The sequence below is a fragment of the Chitinophaga sp. genome, from assembly GCF_035538455.1.
GTDB lineage: Bacteria > Bacteroidota > Bacteroidia > Chitinophagales > Chitinophagaceae > Chitinophaga.
This window is the reverse complement of record NZ_DATLKJ010000156.1, coordinates 1-23,462: the sequence shown is the minus strand read 5'-3', so window position 1 is coordinate 23,462 and position 23,462 is coordinate 1. Positions and strand designations below refer to the sequence as shown.

Annotated in this window: 17 protein-coding genes; 10 read left to right on the top strand and 7 right to left on the bottom strand. The window is 48.9% G+C overall.

The genetic code is table 11. The features are described from left to right. Positions 1 to 81 precede the first annotated feature (81 nt). The 4 genes from VM802_RS19425 to VM802_RS19410 form a co-directional block, all read right to left on the bottom strand. Complete coding sequence (locus VM802_RS19425) at positions 82 to 915, bottom strand: DUF6438 domain-containing protein (RefSeq protein WP_325533600.1); 834 nt, start codon at positions 913 to 915, stop codon at positions 82 to 84. A 231-nt stretch (positions 916 to 1,146) separates the two neighbouring features. Continuing rightward, positions 1,147 to 2,334 (bottom strand): dicarboxylate/amino acid:cation symporter, encoded by a 1,188-nt coding sequence (locus tag VM802_RS19420; RefSeq protein ID WP_325533598.1) that lies wholly within the window; start codon positions 2,332 to 2,334, stop codon positions 1,147 to 1,149. Position 2,335: 1 nt separating this feature from the next. Then, complete coding sequence (locus VM802_RS19415) at positions 2,336 to 3,142, bottom strand: mycofactocin-coupled SDR family oxidoreductase (RefSeq protein ID WP_325533596.1); 807 nt, start codon at positions 3,140 to 3,142, stop codon at positions 2,336 to 2,338. Further along, the gene (locus VM802_RS19410; protein WP_325533594.1) at positions 3,132 to 3,686 is read right to left on the bottom strand and encodes a carboxymuconolactone decarboxylase family protein; all 555 of its coding nucleotides are present in this window, start codon (positions 3,684 to 3,686) and stop codon (positions 3,132 to 3,134) included. The genes VM802_RS19415 and VM802_RS19410 overlap by 11 nt, the downstream gene beginning before the upstream one ends. Before the next feature lie 307 nt (positions 3,687 to 3,993). Here VM802_RS19410 and VM802_RS19405 point away from each other — a divergent pair, with 307 nt between their 5' ends. The 10 genes from VM802_RS19405 to VM802_RS19360 all read left to right on the top strand — a co-directional run bounded on the left by VM802_RS19405 (position 3,994) and on the right by VM802_RS19360 (position 21,212). After that, positions 3,994 to 4,503 (top strand): DUF4402 domain-containing protein, encoded by a 510-nt coding sequence (locus VM802_RS19405; RefSeq protein WP_325533592.1) that lies wholly within the window; start codon positions 3,994 to 3,996, stop codon positions 4,501 to 4,503. Between the two features lie 88 nt (positions 4,504 to 4,591). Beyond that, positions 4,592 to 5,464, top strand: coding sequence for a fimbrial biogenesis chaperone (locus VM802_RS19400; protein WP_325533590.1), 873 nt, complete (start codon positions 4,592 to 4,594; stop codon positions 5,462 to 5,464). 170 nt (positions 5,465 to 5,634) lie between these two features. Continuing rightward, positions 5,635 to 13,533: a DUF8693 domain-containing protein gene (locus tag VM802_RS19395; RefSeq protein WP_325533588.1), complete on the top strand. Its 7,899-nt coding sequence runs from the start codon at positions 5,635 to 5,637 to the stop codon at positions 13,531 to 13,533. A gap of 31 nt (positions 13,534 to 13,564) precedes the next feature. Continuing rightward, entirely contained in the window at positions 13,565 to 14,062 is a 498-nt protein-coding gene (locus VM802_RS19390; RefSeq protein WP_325533586.1) for a DUF4402 domain-containing protein, read from the top strand. Beyond that, positions 14,059 to 16,716 carry a hypothetical protein gene (locus VM802_RS19385; protein WP_325533584.1) on the top strand — a complete coding sequence of 886 codons (2,658 nt, stop codon included), beginning with the start codon at positions 14,059 to 14,061 and terminating at the stop codon, positions 16,714 to 16,716. The genes VM802_RS19390 and VM802_RS19385 overlap by 4 nt, the downstream gene beginning before the upstream one ends. Before the next feature lie 52 nt (positions 16,717 to 16,768). Beyond that, complete coding sequence (locus VM802_RS19380; RefSeq protein WP_325533582.1) at positions 16,769 to 17,581, top strand: DUF6597 domain-containing transcriptional factor; 813 nt, start codon at positions 16,769 to 16,771, stop codon at positions 17,579 to 17,581. Positions 17,582 to 17,723: 142 nt separating this feature from the next. After that, positions 17,724 to 18,413 carry a hypothetical protein gene (locus tag VM802_RS19375; RefSeq protein WP_325533581.1) on the top strand — a complete coding sequence of 230 codons (690 nt, stop codon included), beginning with the start codon at positions 17,724 to 17,726 and terminating at the stop codon, positions 18,411 to 18,413. A 41-nt stretch (positions 18,414 to 18,454) separates the two neighbouring features. Continuing rightward, on the top strand, positions 18,455 to 19,366 hold the full coding sequence (locus VM802_RS19370) for a c-type cytochrome (RefSeq protein WP_325533579.1): 912 nt from the start codon (positions 18,455 to 18,457) through the stop codon (positions 19,364 to 19,366). Between the two features lie 18 nt (positions 19,367 to 19,384). Then, positions 19,385 to 19,795: a DsrE family protein gene (locus VM802_RS19365; protein WP_325533577.1), complete on the top strand. Its 411-nt coding sequence runs from the start codon at positions 19,385 to 19,387 to the stop codon at positions 19,793 to 19,795. Positions 19,796 to 19,994: 199 nt separating this feature from the next. Beyond that, positions 19,995 to 21,212, top strand: a complete 1,218-nt coding sequence (locus VM802_RS19360; RefSeq protein WP_325533575.1) for a M57 family metalloprotease — start codon at positions 19,995 to 19,997, stop codon at positions 21,210 to 21,212. Positions 21,213 to 21,302: 90 nt separating this feature from the next. On the opposite strand, the gene VM802_RS19355 is transcribed toward VM802_RS19360, so the two are convergent. The 3 genes from VM802_RS19355 to cobA form a co-directional block, all read right to left on the bottom strand. After that, positions 21,303 to 21,821, bottom strand: coding sequence for a hypothetical protein (locus VM802_RS19355; RefSeq protein ID WP_325533574.1), 519 nt, complete (start codon positions 21,819 to 21,821; stop codon positions 21,303 to 21,305). A 226-nt stretch (positions 21,822 to 22,047) separates the two neighbouring features. Beyond that, entirely contained in the window at positions 22,048 to 22,731 is a 684-nt protein-coding gene (locus tag VM802_RS19350; protein WP_325533572.1) for a Crp/Fnr family transcriptional regulator, read from the bottom strand. Further along, the coding region (gene cobA / locus VM802_RS19345; RefSeq protein ID WP_325533570.1) for a uroporphyrinogen-III C-methyltransferase at positions 22,706 to 23,462 on the bottom strand (757 nt) is incomplete at its 5' end. The genes cobA and VM802_RS19350, both read right to left, overlap by 26 nt.

The following is a 23,462-nucleotide window of genomic DNA, read 5'->3' as shown; positions in this document are numbered from 1 at the left end:
ATACGGGAAAATGCAAGTAGTATATCTAGGGGTATAATAAACAGAGTTTTATATCTTATGCATGCTCATTTCTCAGGACGTTTAACGGATCTTCCTGTCCCATACCCACTTTTGCGAATTCCTAAGCACATCAATAAAACTGTATAACAAACCTAAACCATGCGTACCGCTCATTCCATAATCCCGTATGGACTTTTCTTGCCCGTCCTCAAATATTATTGTTAAGTGGGCCGTAGCGTGGTCGGTTGCGTCTATATCGTAATTTACGTCCAGTGACTGTACATGAATATAATCTATCAATTGCATGAGTTCATTGAACTCCGTTTCTCTGATTAACCCGGTAAAATGCCCGCTCTTCCCGGTGTAATAACCAGCATTATAATCTGCACTGCGATCGCTGTTTATCGTTAAATTATATACAGGACATGTGCCCAGACAGGAGGTCCTGGCCAGCCTTATGGACTTTAACCTGGATGGCGAAGGAGCTGCATTGTATTCAATAAACCCATTAAATTTGTACACGAGCGTATCGATACGCTGTGCTTCCTTATATGCATAATAATCTATTGGCGGCAGCTTATGGAGAGATGTATCCTCATCAACTTTTGGAAGGCGCTTTCGGTTGTTCAGAACGCTTTGCTTCGTAGTGGTTTTCAATAACAATAACTTTTGCCTGCCAGTGCTGTCAATCTTCTGCAATAAATATTTCGAAATGTAATCCGATGGATCGATACGATATAGCTTATATCCGGTACGCCCCCTGTCCATTACCGCCATTAATCTATCTACCCCATTAATAATGAGATCTGTAAAACCGTCGCCATCCATATCTGTCTTAAAGAACGAAATAACCCCTTCATTGGCATGACCATTCAATTCAGTGACAAATGCCTGGATTTCTTCCAATGTCTGCAAGCTGTCTATTTTGTTAGAATAGCCCGTAACTGCTATGAAATTAAAAATGATTAAGAGAAAAAGAGATTTTCCCATTGCTGCGTGATCTTATATACCAAAGTTAAACAGTACAATGATACGGGAAAATGTCAGAAACCTGTTATCGCACCATGATGAAACGCGGAGTGTAGGATAGTAATTTTTTCGCTTGATAGTTTCATGCGAGAAGCGATAGTAGCAGTACCCCGGTATTTATTCTCTCCCCGTAAATCTTCTTACCAACATAGCCGCCACTGTATCGCCGGTAGCATTTAACAGCGTGGCCGCAGGGTCAAGCAACGTACCGATAATCATAATGGACGGTAATACTTCCGCGGGCAGATGATACGCTGAAACAATCAGCAGCTGGCCAACATAGCCGCCATTGGGAATACCGCCTTCTATCACACTGACCAGTATAGCAATCAGCAATGCGAGGGATGCATCATGCCAGGTATGTATGCTGTGGTGCGCCAATGCCAGCGCTACCGCCACTTTCACCACTGCCGCTATCACAGAGCCCTCTTTATGCAGGGAAGCGCCCAGCGGTATAACAATGTCGGCTATACGGGAGGGAATACCCATTTTACCGGCAGCTTCCATATTGGCCGGTATCGTGGCAATACTGCTGCAGGTGGCCAATGCTGTAACAGACGGTGTGATGTTATACTTCCAGTAAAAGGCTATGTTCTTCACGCCGCCTGCTATCCAGGCGTATACGCTGAAAGCAATGACATAGTAGGCAAATGAAATCCAGTGCGACACCAGCAATATCTGTGTATAGGCGCCTGCAAGTTGCGGACCGATAGCCACAATCTGCCACGCGAAATAAGCCCCTAGTCCCGCTGGCGCCAGCAACATAATATAATGGATCACATTTCTCATCACCAGGTTGCCGGATACCAGGAAGGCACGGAAGGCCTCTCCGCCACTACCCGCACGACGCGCAGCGGCGCCCACCAGGAAGGAAACGATCATCAGTGCCAGCATGCTCTTACGGGAAAACAGCTCATGGAAGTCCGTTACCGTGAGCATCTGTACGATCTGCTCTCCGGCATCTGGTTGCTTGCCGGTTGCGGGTATGTCTCCTGTTGTCAATGAAAGGGTGATAGGAAAGAATTGAAAATACAGCAGCGTGATTAGCCCCGCCAATAATACCGTTCCTGTGAAAACCACTGTCATCGTGGTGATTAACCGGCCTGTTTCTTTAGATACCCGCAGGTTGGCAATGACCGAAGCAACGGCAAAAAACACCAGGGGTATCACCGCAGTAAATAATAAATTCAGAAAAATATCGCCAACAGGTTTTACGTATGGCACATAGAGGGGAAAGTAAAGCCCCAGGAGGCTACCCGCTGCAATTCCACACAGCAGGAAGACGATGCCGGCATAGTTTTTCATATCAGCGGGTTAATAATCCTGCATCCAGTACAAATGAAGACCCTGTTACATAGCGCGCCTTGTCCGACACCAGGAAAACCACAGCGTTGGCCACATCTTCCGCTTCCACCCAAGGCACATCAATGAGATTACCTGCCGAACGTTCGGCAATCTCCTGCGGCGTAGCACCTTCCAGTGCTGCCAGCCCGTCATTCATCGGCGTGTTCACACCGGTAGGATGCAGCGAGATGGCCCTGATGTTATAGGGAGCCAGCTCAATTGCCCACGATTTGGTTAACCCGGTAAGCCCCCACTTGGATACGGCGTAATGACTCAGCCTGTTCATACCCCGCAGGCCCGCAATGGAAGAGTTGTTGATGATCACGCCATATCGTTGTTGTATCATCAGCGGAATCACACGGCGGCCCACTAGCCATGCACCTTTCAGGTTGATGTCTATCATGGAATCCCATTCTTCCTCCGGCATTTCATGTGCAACGCCATATGCGCAGATACCCGCGTTGTTAAACAGAATGTCGATCCGGCCGAATGTATCTTTTACACTGTCCACGGCAGCAGTGATGGCTGCATCATCGCGCACATCGCCGGTGAAGGTAAGGCAGCGCACACCCAGTGCTTCACAGGCTTCGCGGAGTGTATCGAGCTCTGTGGCCGTGCCGAGCGTATAACCAGGATAAGATAATGCGCGGGCAATATCATAAGCGGCAATGTGCACGCCTTCTGCTGCCAGCGCAAGAGCCGTAGCTCTGCCCTGACCGTGGGCAGCGCCGGTGATGAAAGCGGTTTTACCTTTGAGATCATTGGCCATGTGAAGATGTATTTTGATTGAATGATAAATAAGGCTGGAGATAATCGTCGATATCTGTTTCAGTCGCATTGGCAAATACATTGGTAGCGATCATCTGACCGGCAAAGGCAATCAGATCCACTACCTGCGGAATAGTATAATGGCGGCTGACTTCCTTAAAAAGCGCCGGATCTGTTTTGCCATGATGAAGAGACAACCCGCTGCCGAATTCCATGATCAACTGCTCATGCGGCGTAAACCGGATGTCTTCCGGCCGCTCGCCGTTGTCAATAATGATCTTTCTGAAGAAAGTAGTACACAGAGGACAGTCACTGCCTTTGGAGATACTATATGCATAAAGGTACGCAAGCCTTTCACCGAGAATAGCTTTCATGCTGTCGTACAGTCGGTACCATTCCATATAAATCTCGAAAGCCGGCAGGGAGTGGGCCAGTGTTGCTTTCATATTGGTAATGCGCGCATTGTATTGCGTCCTGTGCTTTTCGAATGCTGCCTGTACCGCCGGTGATGCGGTAACCTCCGGCAAGGGGTTGATGTTGGCCATAAGGGTTTCAGATAGTATCAGCTAATATACTGTAAAAAATATAATCTACAAATTAAGTAGACTACTATAAAGGATGGAAACCTTTAGCTCGTATGACCGTGCATGTTATTATGTTATATTATGTTTTGTAGTAAATAAGGTTAGAAGTTAATTGGGATAGTTAATATTTTTTATTATCTTCATTACGCAAATTACTTTGAGTATAAAGACCGGATTATGAAGCCCTTAGCTCTGAAATGCTGATTACAACCAAAACTTTTTACATTTTCAGAATGTTCGATTTTCAATCCCCTCAAAAAACGAAAAAATGAAAAGACTACACCTCATTGCTTTAGCGCTTGTACTTTTTGCAGCTAATACAGCCTATGCGCAGGCAACAGCCTCAGCTACTGCTACTGCGACTATTGTAACGCCGATCAGTATCACAAAAGATGTGGATATGAATTTTGGAAATGTAGCCGTGCAATCTTCCACAGGAGGAACAGTAGTACTTACTCCTGCTGGTGTCCGCTCAGCTACCGGTGGCGTTACGCTTCCTTCCACAGCCACCGGAACAGTTACGGCAGCATCTTTCACGGTAACAGGAAATGGAAATTACACCTATAGCATTACACTTCCTTCTTCTCCTCTTACTATCACCAGCGGTTCCAACACAATGACGGTATCCACTTTCGTAAGTAGTCCTTCCGGAACTGGTACGCTGACTGCCGGCACACAAACACTTACTGTTGGCGCCACATTAAACGTAAGTGCTGCACAAGCGGCAGGGGTTTACGTTTCCGGTACTCCGTTCGATGTAACAGTTAATTACAACTGACCGGCCGCAAAGCAAAAGAGCTATAGTTTTTCATGTGAATAACCATTATCCTGTACGACAGACCATTAGTCGTATACGTTAAAACTGTATGAAGCCCATGATATTGGCCCCGGTACAACCAAAACTACTTGTCATCAGATACGCCTTACTTGTAGCAGCAGTGTTTATTGGCTGTAGCTGTTTACCCTGGCAGGAAGCCGCGGCCCAGGGAAATCTGCTGATAACGCCGGTGCGCGTCGTCTTCGACGGACAAAAACGTGCAGAAGAACTGAACCTGGCGAACGCCGGAAAGGATACTGCCCGGTACCTGATCTCATTCGTAGAAATCAGGATGAACAGAAACGGCACTTTTGATCAGATTGACGAACCGGATTCCGGTCAGTTGTTTGCCAGTAAATACCTCCGGTTCTTCCCCCGTAGTGTGGTGCTGGCGCCCAATGAAGCGCAGGTGATAAAACTACAGGTCACAGGCCTCAGCCAGCTGACTCCCGGCGAATACAGATCACACCTCTATTTTAGAGCAGTACCGGATGAACTGCATACAGATGATAAGAAAACACAGGACAGCTCAGGTATTAGTGTTAAACTCACACCTGTCTTTGGTATCACAATACCGGTAATTATCCGTGTCGGTGAAACTAACGCCAACGTCCGGCTGTCTGACCTTTCCCTTGATCTGGCCACAGAACCACGGCTCACAATGCTGTTCAACAGGTCCGGGAATTCCTCTGTTTACGGTGATATTACAGTCGATTATGTTTCTCCGCAGGGTAAATCCACCCAGGTGGCTACTGCTAGAGGACTGGCGGTATATACCCCTAACAAGCAGCGATACCTGCATCTGCCCCTCGAAAAAAATCCAGGTATCAATTATCATTCGGGAAAACTTCGTATAGCCTACACCGTAACATCAAAGTCGCGCACAGAACAGCTGGCACAAGCTGAGCTGCAACTCAGGTAATTACAAGGCATCAGGCAAGTACCGGCGCCTGCCGGCATGAAAGGGTTCATCCGCCTAATATCGCTTCTATGGCAGTGATTTTAAACCGGCTTTTGTATTTTTTTTGTTGCAGGAAAGCCTGTAAAAGACTACCCGTCTGTATACTCGTTTACTGCTGTCTCCACCCAGTCATGCTGCTGGCACAGACCAGCTGGAAAGGTACCGTAAGCACCGCCTGGTCCACAGCTGCCAACTGGACGGCAGGCATACCCACCAGCAGCGTCGACGCCATCATTGGCGACGCTAACTTTACCGGAGCCTTTGCGCCAAACATCAATAGCAGTTCCAGTTGCCGGGCATTGACTGTAGGCGCCGGTACAAATGTTACGCTCACTATCAGTAAAAACCTGACGGTGGCGGGTAACCTGGTTATTGCTTCCGGCAGCACCATATCTCAGAAAGGTGTCACCCTTACTGTAAAAGGCAACTGGACGAATGCCGGTACCTACACCACCAGCAGCAGCAATGCAAAGGTCACTTTTGCTGGTACTACACAGGCCATCGGAGGATCTGCCAGTACCAGTTTCCGGAAACTCACCATCGGAGTGGGCAGTGTCACTACCTTGAATGTAAACATGAGTGTCGCCGGTACGCTCACGGTGAGCGGCACTTTTATCCCTGTAGATATTGCCACGCCTGTTGTGATTTCCGGTGCCGGGGCGATCTCTGTACTTGATGGCGGAAGCATGCATGTAAATGCATCCACAATGACCGGCAACTATGCACTGACGGGAGCTGTCAGCCTCTCTGCAGGCAGTATTGTAAATTATAGCAGCAGCCTGGTCAGCCAGACAGTGAGGAATACGCTTACTTATTCCACGCTCAGAATCAGTGGTAGTGGCGTAAAAACAGCCGGTGGAAATTTAAATGCCCTTAACTCGACAACTGCAAATGCAGGCCATATAGAAGTATTGGCCGGTACATTAGACCTGTCAACCTTCACTGCCAACAGAGGCACTACCGTGGCTGGCGGTGCGCTTACGGTATCCAATGGCGCAACCTTGAAGATAGGCGGTACCAGCAGTTTCCCACTTAATTACGGCACTGTATCACTCAGTCTTACCAGTACAGTGGAGTATGCAGGAACCAATCAATCTGTGGCAGCGCAAACATACGGTAACCTTACACTGTCTTCCGGTAGTGGCGCAGCCGTGAAAGTGCTGCCTGCAACAACTTTTACAGTGGCGGGTAACCTGTCGTCTGCTATCGGCAGCGGCACATCTGTAAGTTATACTGCCGCTGCCGATATGACCGTGAGCGGCAACGTGAACATTGGTGCTTCTACTACGTTTGGCGGCGGTAGTTATAATATCACTGCTGCCGGTAACTGGGTCAACAACGGTACCTTCGTTGGTAGCACCGGTACCGTAACAATGACTGGCGGCGGCGCTTCCATCAGCGGCAGCGGTACGCACAACTTCAATAATTTTACTGCTGCTGCCACCAACATTACAGCAGCTGCCGGCAGCACAATTACGCTCACCGGTAACCTGAGCACCTCGCCTCCAGGTACATTCACCCTTCTTAGTGGTGGTACACTCACTATGAGCGGCACAAGCAAAACGATCACCGGCACCGGCATCACCATCGAAAATCTTACTATCACCGGATCAGCAAGTGAACTTTCCGGTATAACAATTACAGGTAACCTCACCGTAAGCGGCAGCTTTAATGGTACTGCCGGCAGCGTGATCATGAGCGGCGCCGGTAAAACATTTTCCGGCGCCGGTACTATCAGTTTCGGAACACTCTCTGTAACCGGCAGTATTTCATCTTCCGCTAACTTCTCTATCGGCAATTCGCTCGATATACAGGGATCATTTTCTGCAAGCGCAGGTACAGCCACATTTACGGGAACCAGTTTCCTTAACGGCACAGCCAACCTGTTCAATGTTAATATCAACGCCACTTCTCTGCAATTGTCCGCCAATGCAACATTGGGCATAGCAAATACTTATACCCTTACTGCCGGCACTCTCAACGTTACTTCCTCTGTTCCGAATATGGTGAATTTTAACGGCACAGGAGCGCAAACCCTGCCTGCCGGTACTTTTTATAATCTCACGGTAAGTAATGGCAGTACAAAAACATTAGGCGGCGCGGTAACCGTTAACAACGACTTTACCATTGCAGCCGGTACCACATTCAACGGCGGTACAGCGCAAACTATTTCTATTCTGGGCAATTGGATCAGCAGCGGCACGTTTACAGCATCCACCGGTACAGTAACACTTAGCGGAGGAGCCAATTCCACCGTCGCAGGCGCCAATACCTTTAATAATCTTACAGTTAATAAAACGTCTTCTACCAACCAGGTTACGCTGCTGAATAATATTGCTGTACAGACACTGACTATGACCACCGGTACCGTACTCACAGGTACAAATACACTTACAATTACGGGTAACAGAAGTGGAAATGGAATTATACTTGGCACTATTCAGCATTCACACACCTTTGCGCTGGGTACTTCCTATGCATTTGAAGGCCCTAATAATACGGTTACATTGGGAGTGGCGCTCACCGGCTCCGTTACGATTTCCGTAAATCCGCAAGTGGTAGCTGATTTTCCTTCTGGCGCTGCCATCAACCGGGAGTATAACGTTACCACAACGGGTCTCTCGCTGGCAGCGGTCACCCTTCGTTTTCATTATGAGGATGCAGAACTGAACGGCAACACTGAATCCAGCCTGAGCATCTGGAGAAACACCGGCTCCGGATGGTCAGTGTATGGTAATGATGCCAGCAGCGCCACCAGCAATTATGTGGAAAAGTCGCAGTTGCTGGCACTGAGTTTTGCAGGCCGGTATACGCTGGCATCCTCTTCGAATGTGGTACGATGGAACGGTTCCGTGAGCAACGACTGGAATACCGCTGCCAACTGGACAATTGTACAGGGCAGCCCATCAAGGCCGCCTGGCGCCAGCGACATTGTGGAGATAGGCACTGCGGCATTTACCAATCAGCCCGTGATAAGTAATACAGTAAGTGTAAAAAGTATCTCCTTCGGCAGCGCACAGGCAGCCACGCTGACGCTGGCAACCGGCGGTTCGCTCACCACACAGGGAAATATTGCGGGGATCTGGTCGGCGAATGCAGCGCATACGATCAATGTCAATAACCAAAACCTAATCGTAAACGGCAGTCTTATCCTGAGCGATGGTACTGCCGGGCATAATATACAGTTAAATGTAGGCAATGGCACAGTAACGGTAGCCGGATCTGTAACGCAGTCCGGTAACGCAGGCATTGCCTGTGCTGGTACAGGTACATTGAATATCGGAGGCGATTTTAATTACAGCAGCGGTACTTTCAGTGCCGGCAGCAGCACCGTAGTATATAATGGTGCCGCCACACAGTCAGTAGCTGGACTTACCTACAATCACCTGACCATTAATAAAACTGCCGCAAGTGCACAGATCGGTAATACTGTCAATGTCGGCGGAAACCTCACCGTCAGCAGCGGCGGTTTAAATATCAATGCTACCACTACTGTCGGCGGCAGCATGACAATCAGTTCAGGCGCCACTGTGAATGGAGGTGCATCATCCCTCACGGTTAACGGCGATTGGAACAACAACGGCACGTTCACGCCATCCTCAGGAACAGTGAACCTTACCGGCAGCAGCACGCAAAATATCAGTGCAACTACTTTCAATAATCTTACTGTAAGTACCTCCGGCGCTGCAACACTAACCGGCAATGCTACCATCAATGGCAATCTTTCCATCAGTGGCGGGATCATGAACCTTTCTACGTACACCCTTAACCGTAGTTCGCCGGGAGGAACGTTTACATTGGCGGCAGGCAGCGCCTTAACAGTGGGCGGCGCAAGTAATTTTCCATCAAACTATACACAGTTTAATCTGGCAGGCGCCAGCACGGTTACCTACAACGCCGCAGGCAGTCAGACTGTATACGGCGGCATCTCTTATGGTTATCTAACAGTGAGCGGCAGCGGCGCCAAAACAATGGCCGCCAATATCACTGTTAATGGTGACCTGCAGATAGGCGCCAGCGCTGCCTTCAACGCTGCCACTTATACAATCAATCTTTACGGCAACTGGAATAATGCCGGTACTTTCAGCGGCGGTAGTGGAACCGTGACACTCAATGGTACTAATAAAACTATTACGGGTAATACCACCTTCAACAGGCTTACCGTTTACGGTAGCTATGCTGTTGCCGGGAGCGACATCACCTATAACGGACTGCTGCAGATCATCACGGGTGGCTCCTATGACGGCGGGAGCGGATCTGCCACTGTCAACGGAGATCTGATCAATAACGGCTCATTGATCAGTAACGGGGTTACTACTTTTTCTGGTCTGATACAGCAGACTATACGTTTTGTGAATGCTGTTGTATCCAATTCCAGCGGAGTCATAAACTTCAACGGAAATGTATCGCCGGTGCTTAACTCTACCAGTTCCCCCACTTATGCTACATTAAATGTTAATAATACGGCAGGCGTAACAGCCAGCGTAGGCTGGATTGTGTTGGTAGCTTTCAATATCAGCAGCGGCGCAACTTTCAACGGAGGAGTTTCCAGGCATACGATCAGCGGGAGTTTTACCAACAATGGAACAGTAACCAGTAGCGGAACATTGAATTTTAACCCGTCTTCCCCGCAGAATATTGTACTGCGTGGAACTACGTTTACCAGCACTGGCACAGTGATCTTCGGAGGTACCGCCGCAATGACGGTTTCAGGTACGCCAACCTCGCTGAATACAGTTACCATTGCCAACACCGTAGGAGTTACGCCCACCGCCAGCTGGACTACCACCGCCGATTTTCATATCAACGGAAATGCCATATTCAATGCCGGCAGTAATACCTACACCGTTGGCGGAGATCTTGAAAGCAACGGAACATTACACAGCGGTACTTCTACATTTACCCTGACCTCTCCCGGTTCGACATTGACAGGGAGCGATAGTACCACTTTCTATAACCTGGTGGTGAATGGCAATATTACCGCCGCTTCGGATTTTAACATAGATCATAATTTTACACTGAACGGCACGTTGGATGCTTCGGTAGGTACGCCGGGAATGACAAGTGCTTTACCCGCGCTTATCAGCGGCGCCGCAAGCCCGTTCACCCTGGCATCTCTGCAGATTGAGAAATCTTCTAACGCCGTGGTATCACTTGGCAGAACATTGAACACCGTAATGGCCCTGGATATTCTCAGTGGTGTACTGGACACCGGTGATTCCACCATCATAGAAGATATCGTTAACGGAGGTGAACTCACTATCAATAACGGTGCACGGCTTATCGTCAGAGGAGTATACAGCCTGCCTGCTTTCGATACCTATCTGCTGGATACTTTGAGCACAGTGGAATACGCCGGCGCTGCGCAGGCAGTTTCTTCTGCAACGCCGTATGGCAATCTCGTGATCTCTGCGGCAGGCAATAAGACCGCATCAGCTGCACTTAACATCCTGAATGATTTCACCCTGAGTAACGGAAACTTTATTCCGGGTAGCTTTACAGATACGCTCCGGGGTAACTGGACCATGACCGGTGGTACATTTACCAATACCGGATCTACTATCTGGTTTTCCGGCATTACAACGCAGAATATTAACTCCACAGGTGCATTCAATAGCATCAGGGTGAATAAACCAACCGGACAGATCAACCTGCTATCCAATGCTACCGCGAATGGTACGCTCACCTTCACACGCGGCAATATAAAAACAGGAAGTAATGCTGTCATCATTCCCGCCGGAGGAACAGTCACAGGTGCAGGACAAAGCACCGGGTGGGTGTACGGCCGCCTTCAGAAAAATGTAAGCACGGGATCTGCCGTGTCAAGAACATTTGAAGTAGGCGATAGCCTCGTTTATTCACCTGCCACGACCTTGTTTGCAAGTGTAGGCACTGCCGGAAATATCCTGGGAAGTGTAACAGCAGGAAGTCATCCCGGCTTATCATCGTCCGGTATAAACACCAGTAAAAAAGTGAACCGTTACTGGTCGTTTACTAACAGCAGCGCTGTTTTTACTACTGTTGATGTTACACTGAACTGGGTAGCCGCTGATGTGGATGCCGGCGCCACAACAACCAACTTCAAAGTGGCGAGGTACGATGGCGCCGGCTGGTCGCTGCCAGCCGTCAATAGTCCGCTTCCCACTTCTATACAGACTACCGGGCTTCCCGCAGTGGGCGACCTCGTGGTAGGAGAGCTCTCGCTCGGTGCTATATGGACAGGTGCTGTCAGCACCAACTGGTACGTTACAGGCAACTGGTCTACAGGCATAGTGCCGGTGAATACCACCAACGTAACTATTCCAACAGGGCTGCTCAACTATCCTTTGATCAGCACAGGTACAGCTGTTGCTAACAACGTCACCATACAAACCGGTGCAACGGTTACCGTGACGGGAGCTGTGTTCCGGATTGGCGGCGTTATTACAGGTCCCGGTATTATTATTGCTGCCGCCGGTACTGTTGAAATGAATGGCACTGCTGCACAGACGATTCCTGCAGGAATTTTCTCTTCCAATACCATACAAAACTTTACTGCCAATAATACCAACGGCATAACATTATCAGGTACACTGAATCTCAGCGGTATACTGAAAGTGGCCACAGGACAACTGAATACCGGTGGCTTGCTGACACTGCTCTCCACTGCCACGCAAACGGCACTGATAGACGGTAGCGGCGCAGGCCAGGTCTCCGGTAATGTCAGCATGCAGCGTTACCTGCCGGATGCATTCGGATACAGATATTTCAGCTCGCCTTTCCAGGCATCCACCGTCAATGAGTTTGCCGATGATATTAACCTGAACGCTACATTCCCGTCTTTCTATCGTTATGATGAAAACAAAGTGTCAACAGGATGGGTTACTTATACCAATCCTGCGGGAACGCTCGTGCCGATGCAGGGCTATGCTGCCCAGATGGGAGCTACCCACAGAGTGGCAACGGTAAGTATAACAGGAGCCGTAAATAACCAGGTGATTACCGCCGTAGCGCCCACTAATCACAATCAACCCTATACACTGGGCTTTAACCTGGTGGGCAATCCTTACCCTTCTCCGGTAGACTGGGATGCCGCTTCAGGATGGAGTCGTACAAATATTGACAACGCTGTATACTACTTCAATCCCGGCGCTACAGACCAGTATACCGGTACCTACAGCACCTATATCAATGGTGTGTCCAGCGATGGTGTTGCAGGCAATGTTATTGCTTCTATGCAGGGATTCTTTATACACGTAACCAATGGTACATTCCCCGTTACGGGTGCTTTGTCCGTCAATAATAATGCAAGGGTAAATACGCTTACGCCGGTATTCCATCGCGTGCCGCAAACAACACCAATGCTACGGATGTCTGCCGCTTTCGCCGATGAAGGACAGACGCCAGACCCGTTGGTAATCTATTTTGATGACGCTGCAACCGCCCATTTTGAAAAACAGGCAGACGCCTGGAAACTAATGAATACAGACCCCACGGTGCCTAATATATATGCCCTGGCAGACGACAGCGCACGTCTCTCTATCGGCGCATGGCCCAACTGGCCGGACAGTACCGCAGTAATCCCTGTAGGCATCAGGATAGCAAGAACCGGTTGGATAACATTTAATACAATCAGTCGTGAACGTATTCCGGAGCAACAACCCGTTTACTTCTATGATAAAGTAACCGGTCTGTATACGTCCCTGCAGGAACAAGCAAAGTACAGGGTATACCTCGATGCCGGCAGTTATGAGCAACGCTTCTCCATTGTGTTCAGAAAGAGCGGTGAGGTGGTATCTCCCGCCAATGAAGAAGAGTACCGGGCTTATAGCAAAGACGGTGCATTGTACGGTTATTTCGATCACATACCCGGCGAAAAATGTTTTATCACCATCGCAGGTATATCCGGACAACTGCTTGGCAGAAAAGAGTTTGCAGGGAATGGTTATTACCATCTGCTTGGATCGCGCTACAGTAACGGTGTATATATCGTCTCATTTTATGTAAACGGAAAAGTGATTTCCAGGAAAGTGTTTGTAAGCAATCATTAACAGCCTTTGATCCATGCTTCTTAACAACTTGATGAAATATATATCCGGTTGGCCTGTTTGTATAACAGCATGGCTGATAACAGGTACAGCTTCCGCACAGGAACAGCCGCCACGGCCTATTTCCGTGTTCGTGAATCCTGCGCAGGGGCTTATATTCGGCGCTTTCTTCCAGGGTATGGCGGGAGGTACGGTCATCCTCTACCCGGACGGTTCCCGCATCGCCACCGGCAGCATCGTACTGGCTAACCTGGGATATCCTTTTTCTCCGGCTATCTTTGAGATAGATGCCAACAGAGGCACGGTGGTCTCTATTTTAAATGGCCCCGATGTATTACTCACCGGCAGCAACGGCGGTACAATCAGTTTACATATTGGCGCCGCCAGCACAGGAAGCACATTTATTACAACCGCCACACCACCGGCGCGTAACCTCGTGAAGATAGGAGGGACGCTGACGGTCGGCAGTCCGCCCGCCAACCCTTCCGGTTCTTACAGCGGGATATTCACCGTTACATTTATCAAGGAATGAGGACAGGCGGCAGACATATCATCCCGCATCGTTTCGGCAGCATACTTCCGGTACTGGCCGCAATAACAATGATGTGGATGCTGCTGGGCAGCCGCGCTGCAGCCGCTGCTATAGGCCCCGGCCCGGACCCTGATCCTATTTTTTATGAGACCTCCGTATTTGTTGTGGTGCAGGGGATCGGCGGCGCTGAAATCCCCGCTGTCATCAACAATGATTCAGCCTATCTTTCTGTTACAGATGTTTTCAATTTTCTGAAGATCAGAAACAATGTATCCCCACACCTGGATTCCATATCCGGTTTTTTCATTACAGAGAAAGCGCCCTTCCTTATCGATAAGAAAAATAACCTCATTTATTACCAGGGAAAGACTTACAAACTGAATGAAGAAGATATAGTGCAAACAGAAACCGCTGTTTACTTGCGCACCGGTTACTTCGCCACTATCTTCGGATTGGAATGCAAATTTAGTTTCCGTTCGCTCTCTGTTAAGCTGAGTACAAAACAAGAACTACCCGCTATCAGGGAAATGCGGCAGGAACTGATGCGCCGCAATATCAGCCGGCTGAAAGGCCAACAGAAGGCAGACACTATCCTGGGGCCGCGCCGGTCCATGTTCAGCTTCGGTATGGCCGACTGGTCTGTTGTGGCCACACAGCGCCCGGAAGGGGGCATTAATGATACCTGGCTGAACCTCTCGCTCGGCGGCATGGTACTCGGCGGTGAAACAACGGTTTCGCTCAACTATAACAACTATGCACAACAACAGGTGATATATACGCACGACAGCTCCCTCGTAAGACCATTCGATCAACGGCAACAGTATTATCGCTGGCGGTATGTTAACAATGATAATAAGGCCGTGCGGCAGATCATAGCAGGAAAAGTGTTTGTGCCTTCCATCGCTTCCATCTTTGACCCCATAGTGGGCGTGCAGGTAACCAATACGCCTACCTCTTACCGGCGCTCTTTCGGCTCCTATACATTGAGTAATTACACAGATCCGGGATGGACAGTAGAGTTATATGTGAACAACGCACTCGTGGATTATACAATAGCAGACGCGGCCGGCTTCTATACATTCCAGGTGCCGCTCGTATATGGTAATTCAATAGTAAAACTCCGTTTCTTCGGGCCCTGGGGAGAAGAGCGTTTCAGAGAAGAGAACATCACCATTCCTTTTAACTTTCTGCCATTACATGAATTTGAATATACCGCCACAGCAGGCATGGTTGAGGATGGACATAACAGCATCTTTTCACGGGTACAGATGAACTATGGACTGCATCGCAATGTAACAATCGGCGGCGGCATGGAATATTTATCGTCCATTGCTAAAGACAAAACCATGCCTTTTGTGACAGCTTCAGCAAGACTGACGCCTAATGTGCTGCTGGCCGGCGAGTATACCTACGGTGTGAGAGGCCGCGGCATACTTACTTATCGCGGCCCGTCCAACTTACAGGTGGAGTTGTATTATACCCGGTATAAAAAAGGACAACAGGCGATTATCTATAACTTCGTGGAGGAAAGAAAGATCGTTATTTCCAAACCATTTATGGCAAGGAAATTCACCCTGTTCAACCGGCTTACATTTAACCAGATCGTGCTGCCGGATACAAAATATACTACCGGAGAATGGCTGCTCTCCGGCGCTATAAACCGTGTAGGCTTCAACGTTAATACCTACGCTATATTCATCAAACCCGAACCGGCATACGTATACACCAACCTGGCCCTCACTTACCGGATGCCCGGTAATATCCTCGTCACGCCGCAGGTGCAGTATGAATACAACACCGGCAGCCTGATGGCACTGCGGTGTGAGCTGGGGAAATATGTATTCCGGCATGGTTATATCAACACTTCCTATGAACGCAACTATAAAAGCAATTTTACCAATGTAGGCATCGGGCTGCGTTATGATTTCGCTTTTTCTCAGATAGGCTTCGCCGCCTGGAAAGGTACCAACATAAGCACCATCGTTGAATCTGCACGAGGCAGCCTCATATATGATGACAAAACCCGCTTTACAGGATTCAGCAACCGCGTAAGCGTGGGCGCCGGTGGCGTGGTACTGCTGCCTTTTGTTGATCTCAACAACAACAACCGCCGCGATCCCGGCGAACCCAAAGCCTTTGGTCTGAAAGTGAACTGCAACGGCGGAAGGATATTACAGAATTTACAAGACAGCACCGTGCGTATTATCAACATGGAGCCATATGAATATTATTTTATAGAACTGTCGAAGAACAGTTTCGACAACGTAGCCTGGCGTATTAAAAAGCCTGCACTCAGTATCGCCATAGACCCCAACCAGATGAAGCTCGTGGAAGTGCCGGTATCTATCATGGGCGAAGTGTCCGGAAAAGTACTGCTGGACGACCACGGAAAAACCAGAGGTATAGGACGTATCACCATAAAATTCTATAAGAATGAAAACACCCTCGTAGCCAGTACGCAAACAGAAGCTGATGGCTTCTACAGTTATATGGGCCTCGCACCAGGGCTATATACCGTGAAGATAGATGAAGAACAATTGCAAAAAATCGGACTGAAGGCCGATCCCATAAAACTGCCACTGGAAGTGAAGTTCACAATGGATGGTGATGTGGTAGACGGACTGGATTTCCGGTTGAAGAAAACAGGAGAGTAACAGAATGCTTCCCGGAATTTCATGATCTTTGTGACAGATACCTCAAAAGCGTATGTTCAGGATGCAGCATTACAGGCCAGTGGGTTTGCTTCAGGACTATATGCTTTCCTGCCAGATCCTGGAGTGCGATCTCCCGGAGGAGGAAAGCAAAGACATCACCGTTTTGCCGCACCTCGCACAACAACTGATTTTCCACCTCGGCAACGGACAACCTGTTTATGATATAAACCGCCGGGAATACTTCCCCTCCAGCGCTATTACCGGTCCTGCTGACCGGATCACAGGTTTACAGATAAAAGGTAACACACAGCAACTCATTGTCAGCTTCAGGCCCGGTGCATGTTTCCGGCTATTCAGGATCTCCCCCCGTGACCTTTGCAACAGAAGTGCAGACATCGCCGTTATACTCGGCGTCCCTGCAAATGAAGCGGCAGCACGTATCAGAGCCTGTACAGATCATGACCAGCAGGTGCGCATATTACAATCGTGGCTTACTACACAACTGTCCGGACAAACAAAATGGCCCCGTAGCATTGAAGATGCCATCAATATGATCTACACCGCCGATGGCAATATCACCATCCGCCAGCTGGAGTCAGCGGTGTTTCTTACCAAACGTACACTGGAACGCTCTTTCCTGGAACAGACCGGCCTGCATCTCAAAATGTTCTGCCGCATCGTGCGCTTCCGGAAAGTACTCGCATGCATGCAGCGGGAACGCTGCCCCAATTGGAGCCTGCTGGCGCAACAGGCCGGATACAGTGATCAGACGCATTTTATCAACGAATTCCATTACTTCACACAATGCCTGCCCCACGAGTATACCGCGGCATTAGGCGATATAGACCAGGTATGGTCCATGTAGATTTTGTCACTTTTAACCGATATACCCCTGCATTATTTGCCTACTTTTACGGTCTCCCTCACCCCAATACATTTTAGCCATCCCCGTGAATCTACCTCCTCTGTTTCATGTGAATCCATTTTATAAAATAAAACTCCGTGAAATGAAGCATTCAACCAACCGTCGCGATTTTCTGGGAAAAATGATTACCGGAGCCGCCATTCTGGGTATGCCATCCTTTGCTCCAATGGGTGTACAAGAGGCTTCCGGGCAGGAAGGCATGCGGCTCAGTACAGACAGTGTTGAAAACTGGCTCAATAAGATCAAGGGAAAACATAGGATTGTACTGGATGTTACACGCCCGCATGAAATCTTCCCCTTTGCCTGGGCTAAAGTGTTCCTGCTGACTAACCAGGCCACCGGCGCTACTGAAAAAGATTGTTGCGCAGTGGTAGTATTGCGGCATGATGCGATCCCCTATGCGATGAAGAATGAGCTGTGGGAAAAATACAAATTCGGTGAGATGTTTAAGGCCGATGACCCGAAAACAATGACACCCGCAACACGTAACCCTTTCTGGGAACCGAAACCGGGCGACTTCAGTGTACCCGGTATAGGTAATGTGGAAATAGGCATCAATGAATTACAGGCCAGCGGCGTATTATTTTGTGTATGCAATATGGCTATCACCGTATACAGCGCAATCATGGCCCAGAAGATGTCGCTCGATCCGCAAATGGTAAAGAAAGAGTGGATTGACGGCCTGTTACCGGGCGTGCAACTGGTGCCTTCCGGTATGTGGGCAATAGGCCGTGCGCAGGAAAGGAACTGCGGCTACTGCTTTGCGGGATGAATAATTTCAAAGGGTCATCAGTATTATTATCAGGATTCCTGATGACCTTTTTAATCGTTGGTGCGGTCAGGTATATGCTGAGAAATACCGGACCGCGGCCGGCCTCCCTTTGGCAGGCGCCCGATACCACCGCTATCCCTCACACTGCAACAGGAGATATGGTCAGATACGGGCGTGAGCTCATCGCGCATACCGCTGCATATCTTGGCCCGCATGGCAGTGTAGCGCAGATCAGCAATGGCATGAACTGCCAGAACTGTCACCTGGAGGCCGGCACGCGGCCCTGGGGCAATAATTACGGGAGCACTGCCACCACTTATCCCAGGTTCAGGGCAAGGAGCGGCACCGTAGAATCAATCGGGAAAAAAGTAAACGACTGCTTCATCCGCAGCCTCAATGGGCAACCGCTGGACAGCAACAGCCGTGAATTACAGGCCATCATTGCTTACATACGCTGGCTGGGAAAAGATCTGCCCAAAGGGTACAAAGCCCCCGGCAGCGGCATCCGCGAACTGGCATACCTGCCATATGCTGCGGATACTGCAAAAGGGAAAACCGTATTTGAACAGAAATGCCAGCGATGCCACGGTAGCAACGGAACAGGGCAACTCAGGCCAGACAGCATCGAATACCTGTATCCGCCCCTGTGGGGCGAAAATAGCTACAACACAGGCGCCGGACTATACAGGCTTTCCAGGTTCTCCGGATATGCCAGATACAATATGCCACTGGGAGCTACCTATAATAACACACAACTCACCGATGACGAAGCCTGGAATGTGGCGGCATTTGTAAACTCGCAGCCACGGCCCGTTATCGCCTTCCCGTCAGACTGGCCAGACATCAGCGCCAAACCTCCCGATCATCCTTTCGGTCCCTTCAGTGATACCTTCTCTTCCCATCAACATAAATACGGTCCATTCGAACCTATCGCCCGGCAACATAAAAAGTAATATCAAAAAAATAGCATCATGAAAAAATTAATCCTGCTCTCCATGCTTTTACTGGCAGGTATTTTCTGCTATGCACAGGCGGACTACAAAGTAGTATTTGACATCACCAGTAAAAATCCGGAAGACCATAACACCATCGTGCGCCAGGTGAATGCTATCATGAACAGCAACCCGGACGCAAAGTTGGAAGTAGCCGTATACGGCGATGCACTGGATATGGTGTTGAAAGATAAATCGAAAATTGCCCCGGCACTCACACAGCTGATCAACGATAAAAAAGTCTGTGTGAAAGTGTGTGGCTTCACCATGAAAAGGAATAACAAAGATGAAAGCCAGCTGCTGCCTGGGGTACAGGTAGTGCCGGATGCTATTTATGAAATCATTTCCCGGCAACGTGAAGGCTGGGGATATATAAAGGTGGCGCATTAACACCTGCCACTGGTTGCGAAAGACAATTACTGTAACTGCGATATAACTACATACATTGTAGATATCTTGCTGAAGAAGTATGCTGTTACCTTAAAGATCAGCCAATTGCCCTTATACCTGTTGACCTATAGACCCGACAGCCCTTCCACGTGTTTACCCCGTTCATACAACCTCAATGATAAACCCAAAATCAAGTAGCATGAAAAATTCATTTCGTTATCTTCTCATTGTAGCCCTGATGTTCCTCTTTGCTTGTAAGAAAAATAGCGAGGAACCCACAAAAGTTAATAACAGCGTTATTGAAAAACTAAAGGCCGCTGGCTTTGATACCAGCGAAGGTGTGATGAAATACAAGGATGGCTATCTCGTTGAATATGACATATTCCTCACAGAAAAACAGATTGATGAACTGGCCGCAGTCAAAGACAAACAAAAACCCAAAGTAGAGCACTACAGCACCAATAACCTGGTATCCGGCACCAACAGAGTGATCAAAGTTTTTATGGATGCAGGTTTCGACACTTATATGCAAAGCGCCTTTGACGCTGCGCTGGCTCGTTATAATGCTCAGCATCTGGCCTTGTCATTTCAAAGGAATGCTGCTTCCGCAGGAGCAGATATCAGTATCTTCTCTTTCTATGAAGTGAGCAATGTGCTGGGATACAGCGCTGGCTTCCCTTCCGCCGGAAACCCTGCCAGCCCTATCCGCCTGAACACTTACTACTATAACAACGGCTCTCAACGCCCTGATGCCACTACGGTGATTGCTCATGAAATAGGTCATGCCATTGGATTCCGGCATACAGATTACATGAACAGGGCCTTTAGTTGTGGTGCCGGTGGCGACGAAGGCACAGCAGGCGTGGGGGCAAACCCAATCCTGGGAACACCTACAACACCTTCTGCTAATTCCTGGATGCTGGCCTGTTCCAGCAATACCGACCGGCCTTTCACCTTCTACGACAAAATCGCGCTGGTCACTACTTACCCCGGCACTTATCCTGGTGATGCCGCTCCTATCGGAAAGACCATCTCCCTGCAAGCCGCTATCAATGGAAAGTATGTGTGTGCTGAAAACGGTGGCGCCAATCCATTAATAGCAAACCGCACGGCCGTTGGTCTGTGGGAGAAATTTGTGGTACTGGACGCCGGGAATGGTTTGATCTCCTTGCGCGCAGTAGTTAACAACGCGTATACCTGTGCAGAGAATGCGGGTGCGTCACCTGTGATCGCAAATCGCGGTGCTGTAGGTCTCTGGGAAAAATTCCGCTGGATCAATAATGCAGACGGTACTATCAGCTTACAGGCGTTTGTGAACAATAGCTATGTATGCGCTGAAAATGCAGGTGCAAATGAACTGGTAGCCAACAGGGAAGCAATTGGCGCCTGGGAGAAATTCTACTGGCAACAACAATAGTAAAGGTTAACATATAATACACAGCTGACTCAAAAGTAAAAGAACGCTTTTGGGTCAGCTTACATCTGCATGCAAGCGCCATAATAGGCACTAGGTATCATCTATCCGCCGGGTATAAATGAATCTATTCCCTGATTGTTTCGATACATACTGATGCTCCACATGCTTCTTTCTGTGCTTGGAAGAGAGAGCTTTGTTACCATATCGCCACAGGGCCGGTAACTGATTACAACGAACCACTGGTTTACGAATAGGCTTCGCCGCCGTCGCAGGTTGACACATTTTCAACAGCTCCGCAATAATCACCTCATGGTGCATCCCTGCCCGTAATAAGAGTAATGCCTTTCCGGTGAGTTGCCGGTAAAAGGCATGTATCTTCTGCTCCTGAGGCAGCTGCCGGTATACGCCGGATGCCATCTTTGACGCAGTAGCGAGCAACCCCGCATTCTCCATCGTTCTGCGAAAGGCAGGGTCTTTCTTTACCCTTTTACCGGTAAGGGAACTCTTCAGGCGTATATAATATCTCCCATGCATCTCGTAGATGCAAAGATGCTGAATAGTACCCATAAACGGAGGCTTAACGCCTTCACCTAAATCTATCTTTGCCATGGGATAAGGGTTTAAACAACAACGTCTTACCTAAATTTACCAATATTGTCTAAAGGCGCCAAGTGTTTAACACAATGCTTTCACAGGCTTGTCATTCGATTCCCCCAGCCATCCCCCAGCCATCCCCCAGTCAACGCCCAGTCAACGCCCGGTTAAAAGCGCACTTTCGCCGTTTTTCTCCCATTTTCCCCATTGCTATACAATAAATCATAATTGGAGTTATACGCTACAGGAATTGCTTCAGTCCTGCTTTATCTGCTATTTTTATATCTTTCCCCGATAAGATAATCAGCTTATCGGAAATAAGTTCATTCAAAACACGGAATACAGTTTCATAAGTAGTACCGATATAGGACGCGAGGTCTTGTTTGTGGAGGGTGATATTAATAAAACCTTTATCAGTACGGCCGAACTGTTGCTGTAATAGCAGCAACGCGTTGGCGGCACGGCCTTTTACAGACATATGGGCAAGGTTACGCATCTGTTTCTCTGACGTCTGTAACTCCTGTGCATAGAAGAGCATCAGTTCATAAAGCAGGTGGTGATTGATGTGCAGGGAAGACTGAAAGAAATCCATGGCTACAAAGCATACCCTTGCAGGCGTAAGCGCTGTGGCGGTTACCGGGAAACGCAGATCCGTACCTCCAATTCCACGATGCCCCACTATATCGCCCGGTTTCGCAAAACGGATGATCAGCTCTTTGTCTGCTCCCCAGTGCTTATGTACTTTTACAATGCCTTCGTACACGAAATAGATGCCTGTTACTTCATCGCCTTCCTTAAATAACGTTTCTCCTTTCGCCAACCGGAAGTTCTTTTTGTGGGAAGCAATAGCCACATCCCACTCGCGAACCGACAAGCGGCAGAGCAGGCAGCTTTTTCCGTCACATCCCTCTTTGTCTTTCTTCATGTATTAAATATGGGTTGATAAGTGCATGTTGTGTCTGTAATAATGATTGAAGGGATACAGCATCGCCCACTACGATCACGGCCGGGTTACCTATGCCGGCGGCTTGCGCCCGCAGGGCAATATCGCCAACGGTACCCGTTACTGTTCTGGCAGTGGGAGTGGTGCCTTCCATAATAATGGCAGCCGGTGTATCTTTTCTGCCCTGGCTGATGAAGATGTCCATGATCGCTTCCAGCTTGTTCATCGCCATCAATATTACCACAGTGGCAGTAGAGCGTGCCGCCAATGCTATGTCGGCTGAAATATCGCCGGTTCTGGTAGTACCCGTGGTAACCCAGAAGCTCTCCGCAGTGCCACGGGAAGTAAGCGGTATCATTTGTGAAGCCGGTACCGCGAGCGCACTGCTGATACCCGGTATGACGCTGACACCTATACCGTGTTCTTTAGCTGCCGTGATCTCTTCCGCAGCTCTGCCGAATATAAACGGATCGCCGCCTTTCAGCCTTACCACATGCCCATGAGCCAATGCCATCTCCACAATCAACTGATTGATTTCCTGCTGTGATAAGGTATGACACCCGTATCGTTTCCCGGTGAACTGTATAATAGCATGCGGAGAGGCGTATTCCAGCAACGCAGTGTTCACCAGCGCATCATATAGTACAACGTCTGCCTGCCGGATGGCATGAATAGCTTTTACGGTGATCAGCTCCGGATCCCCAGGGCCTGCT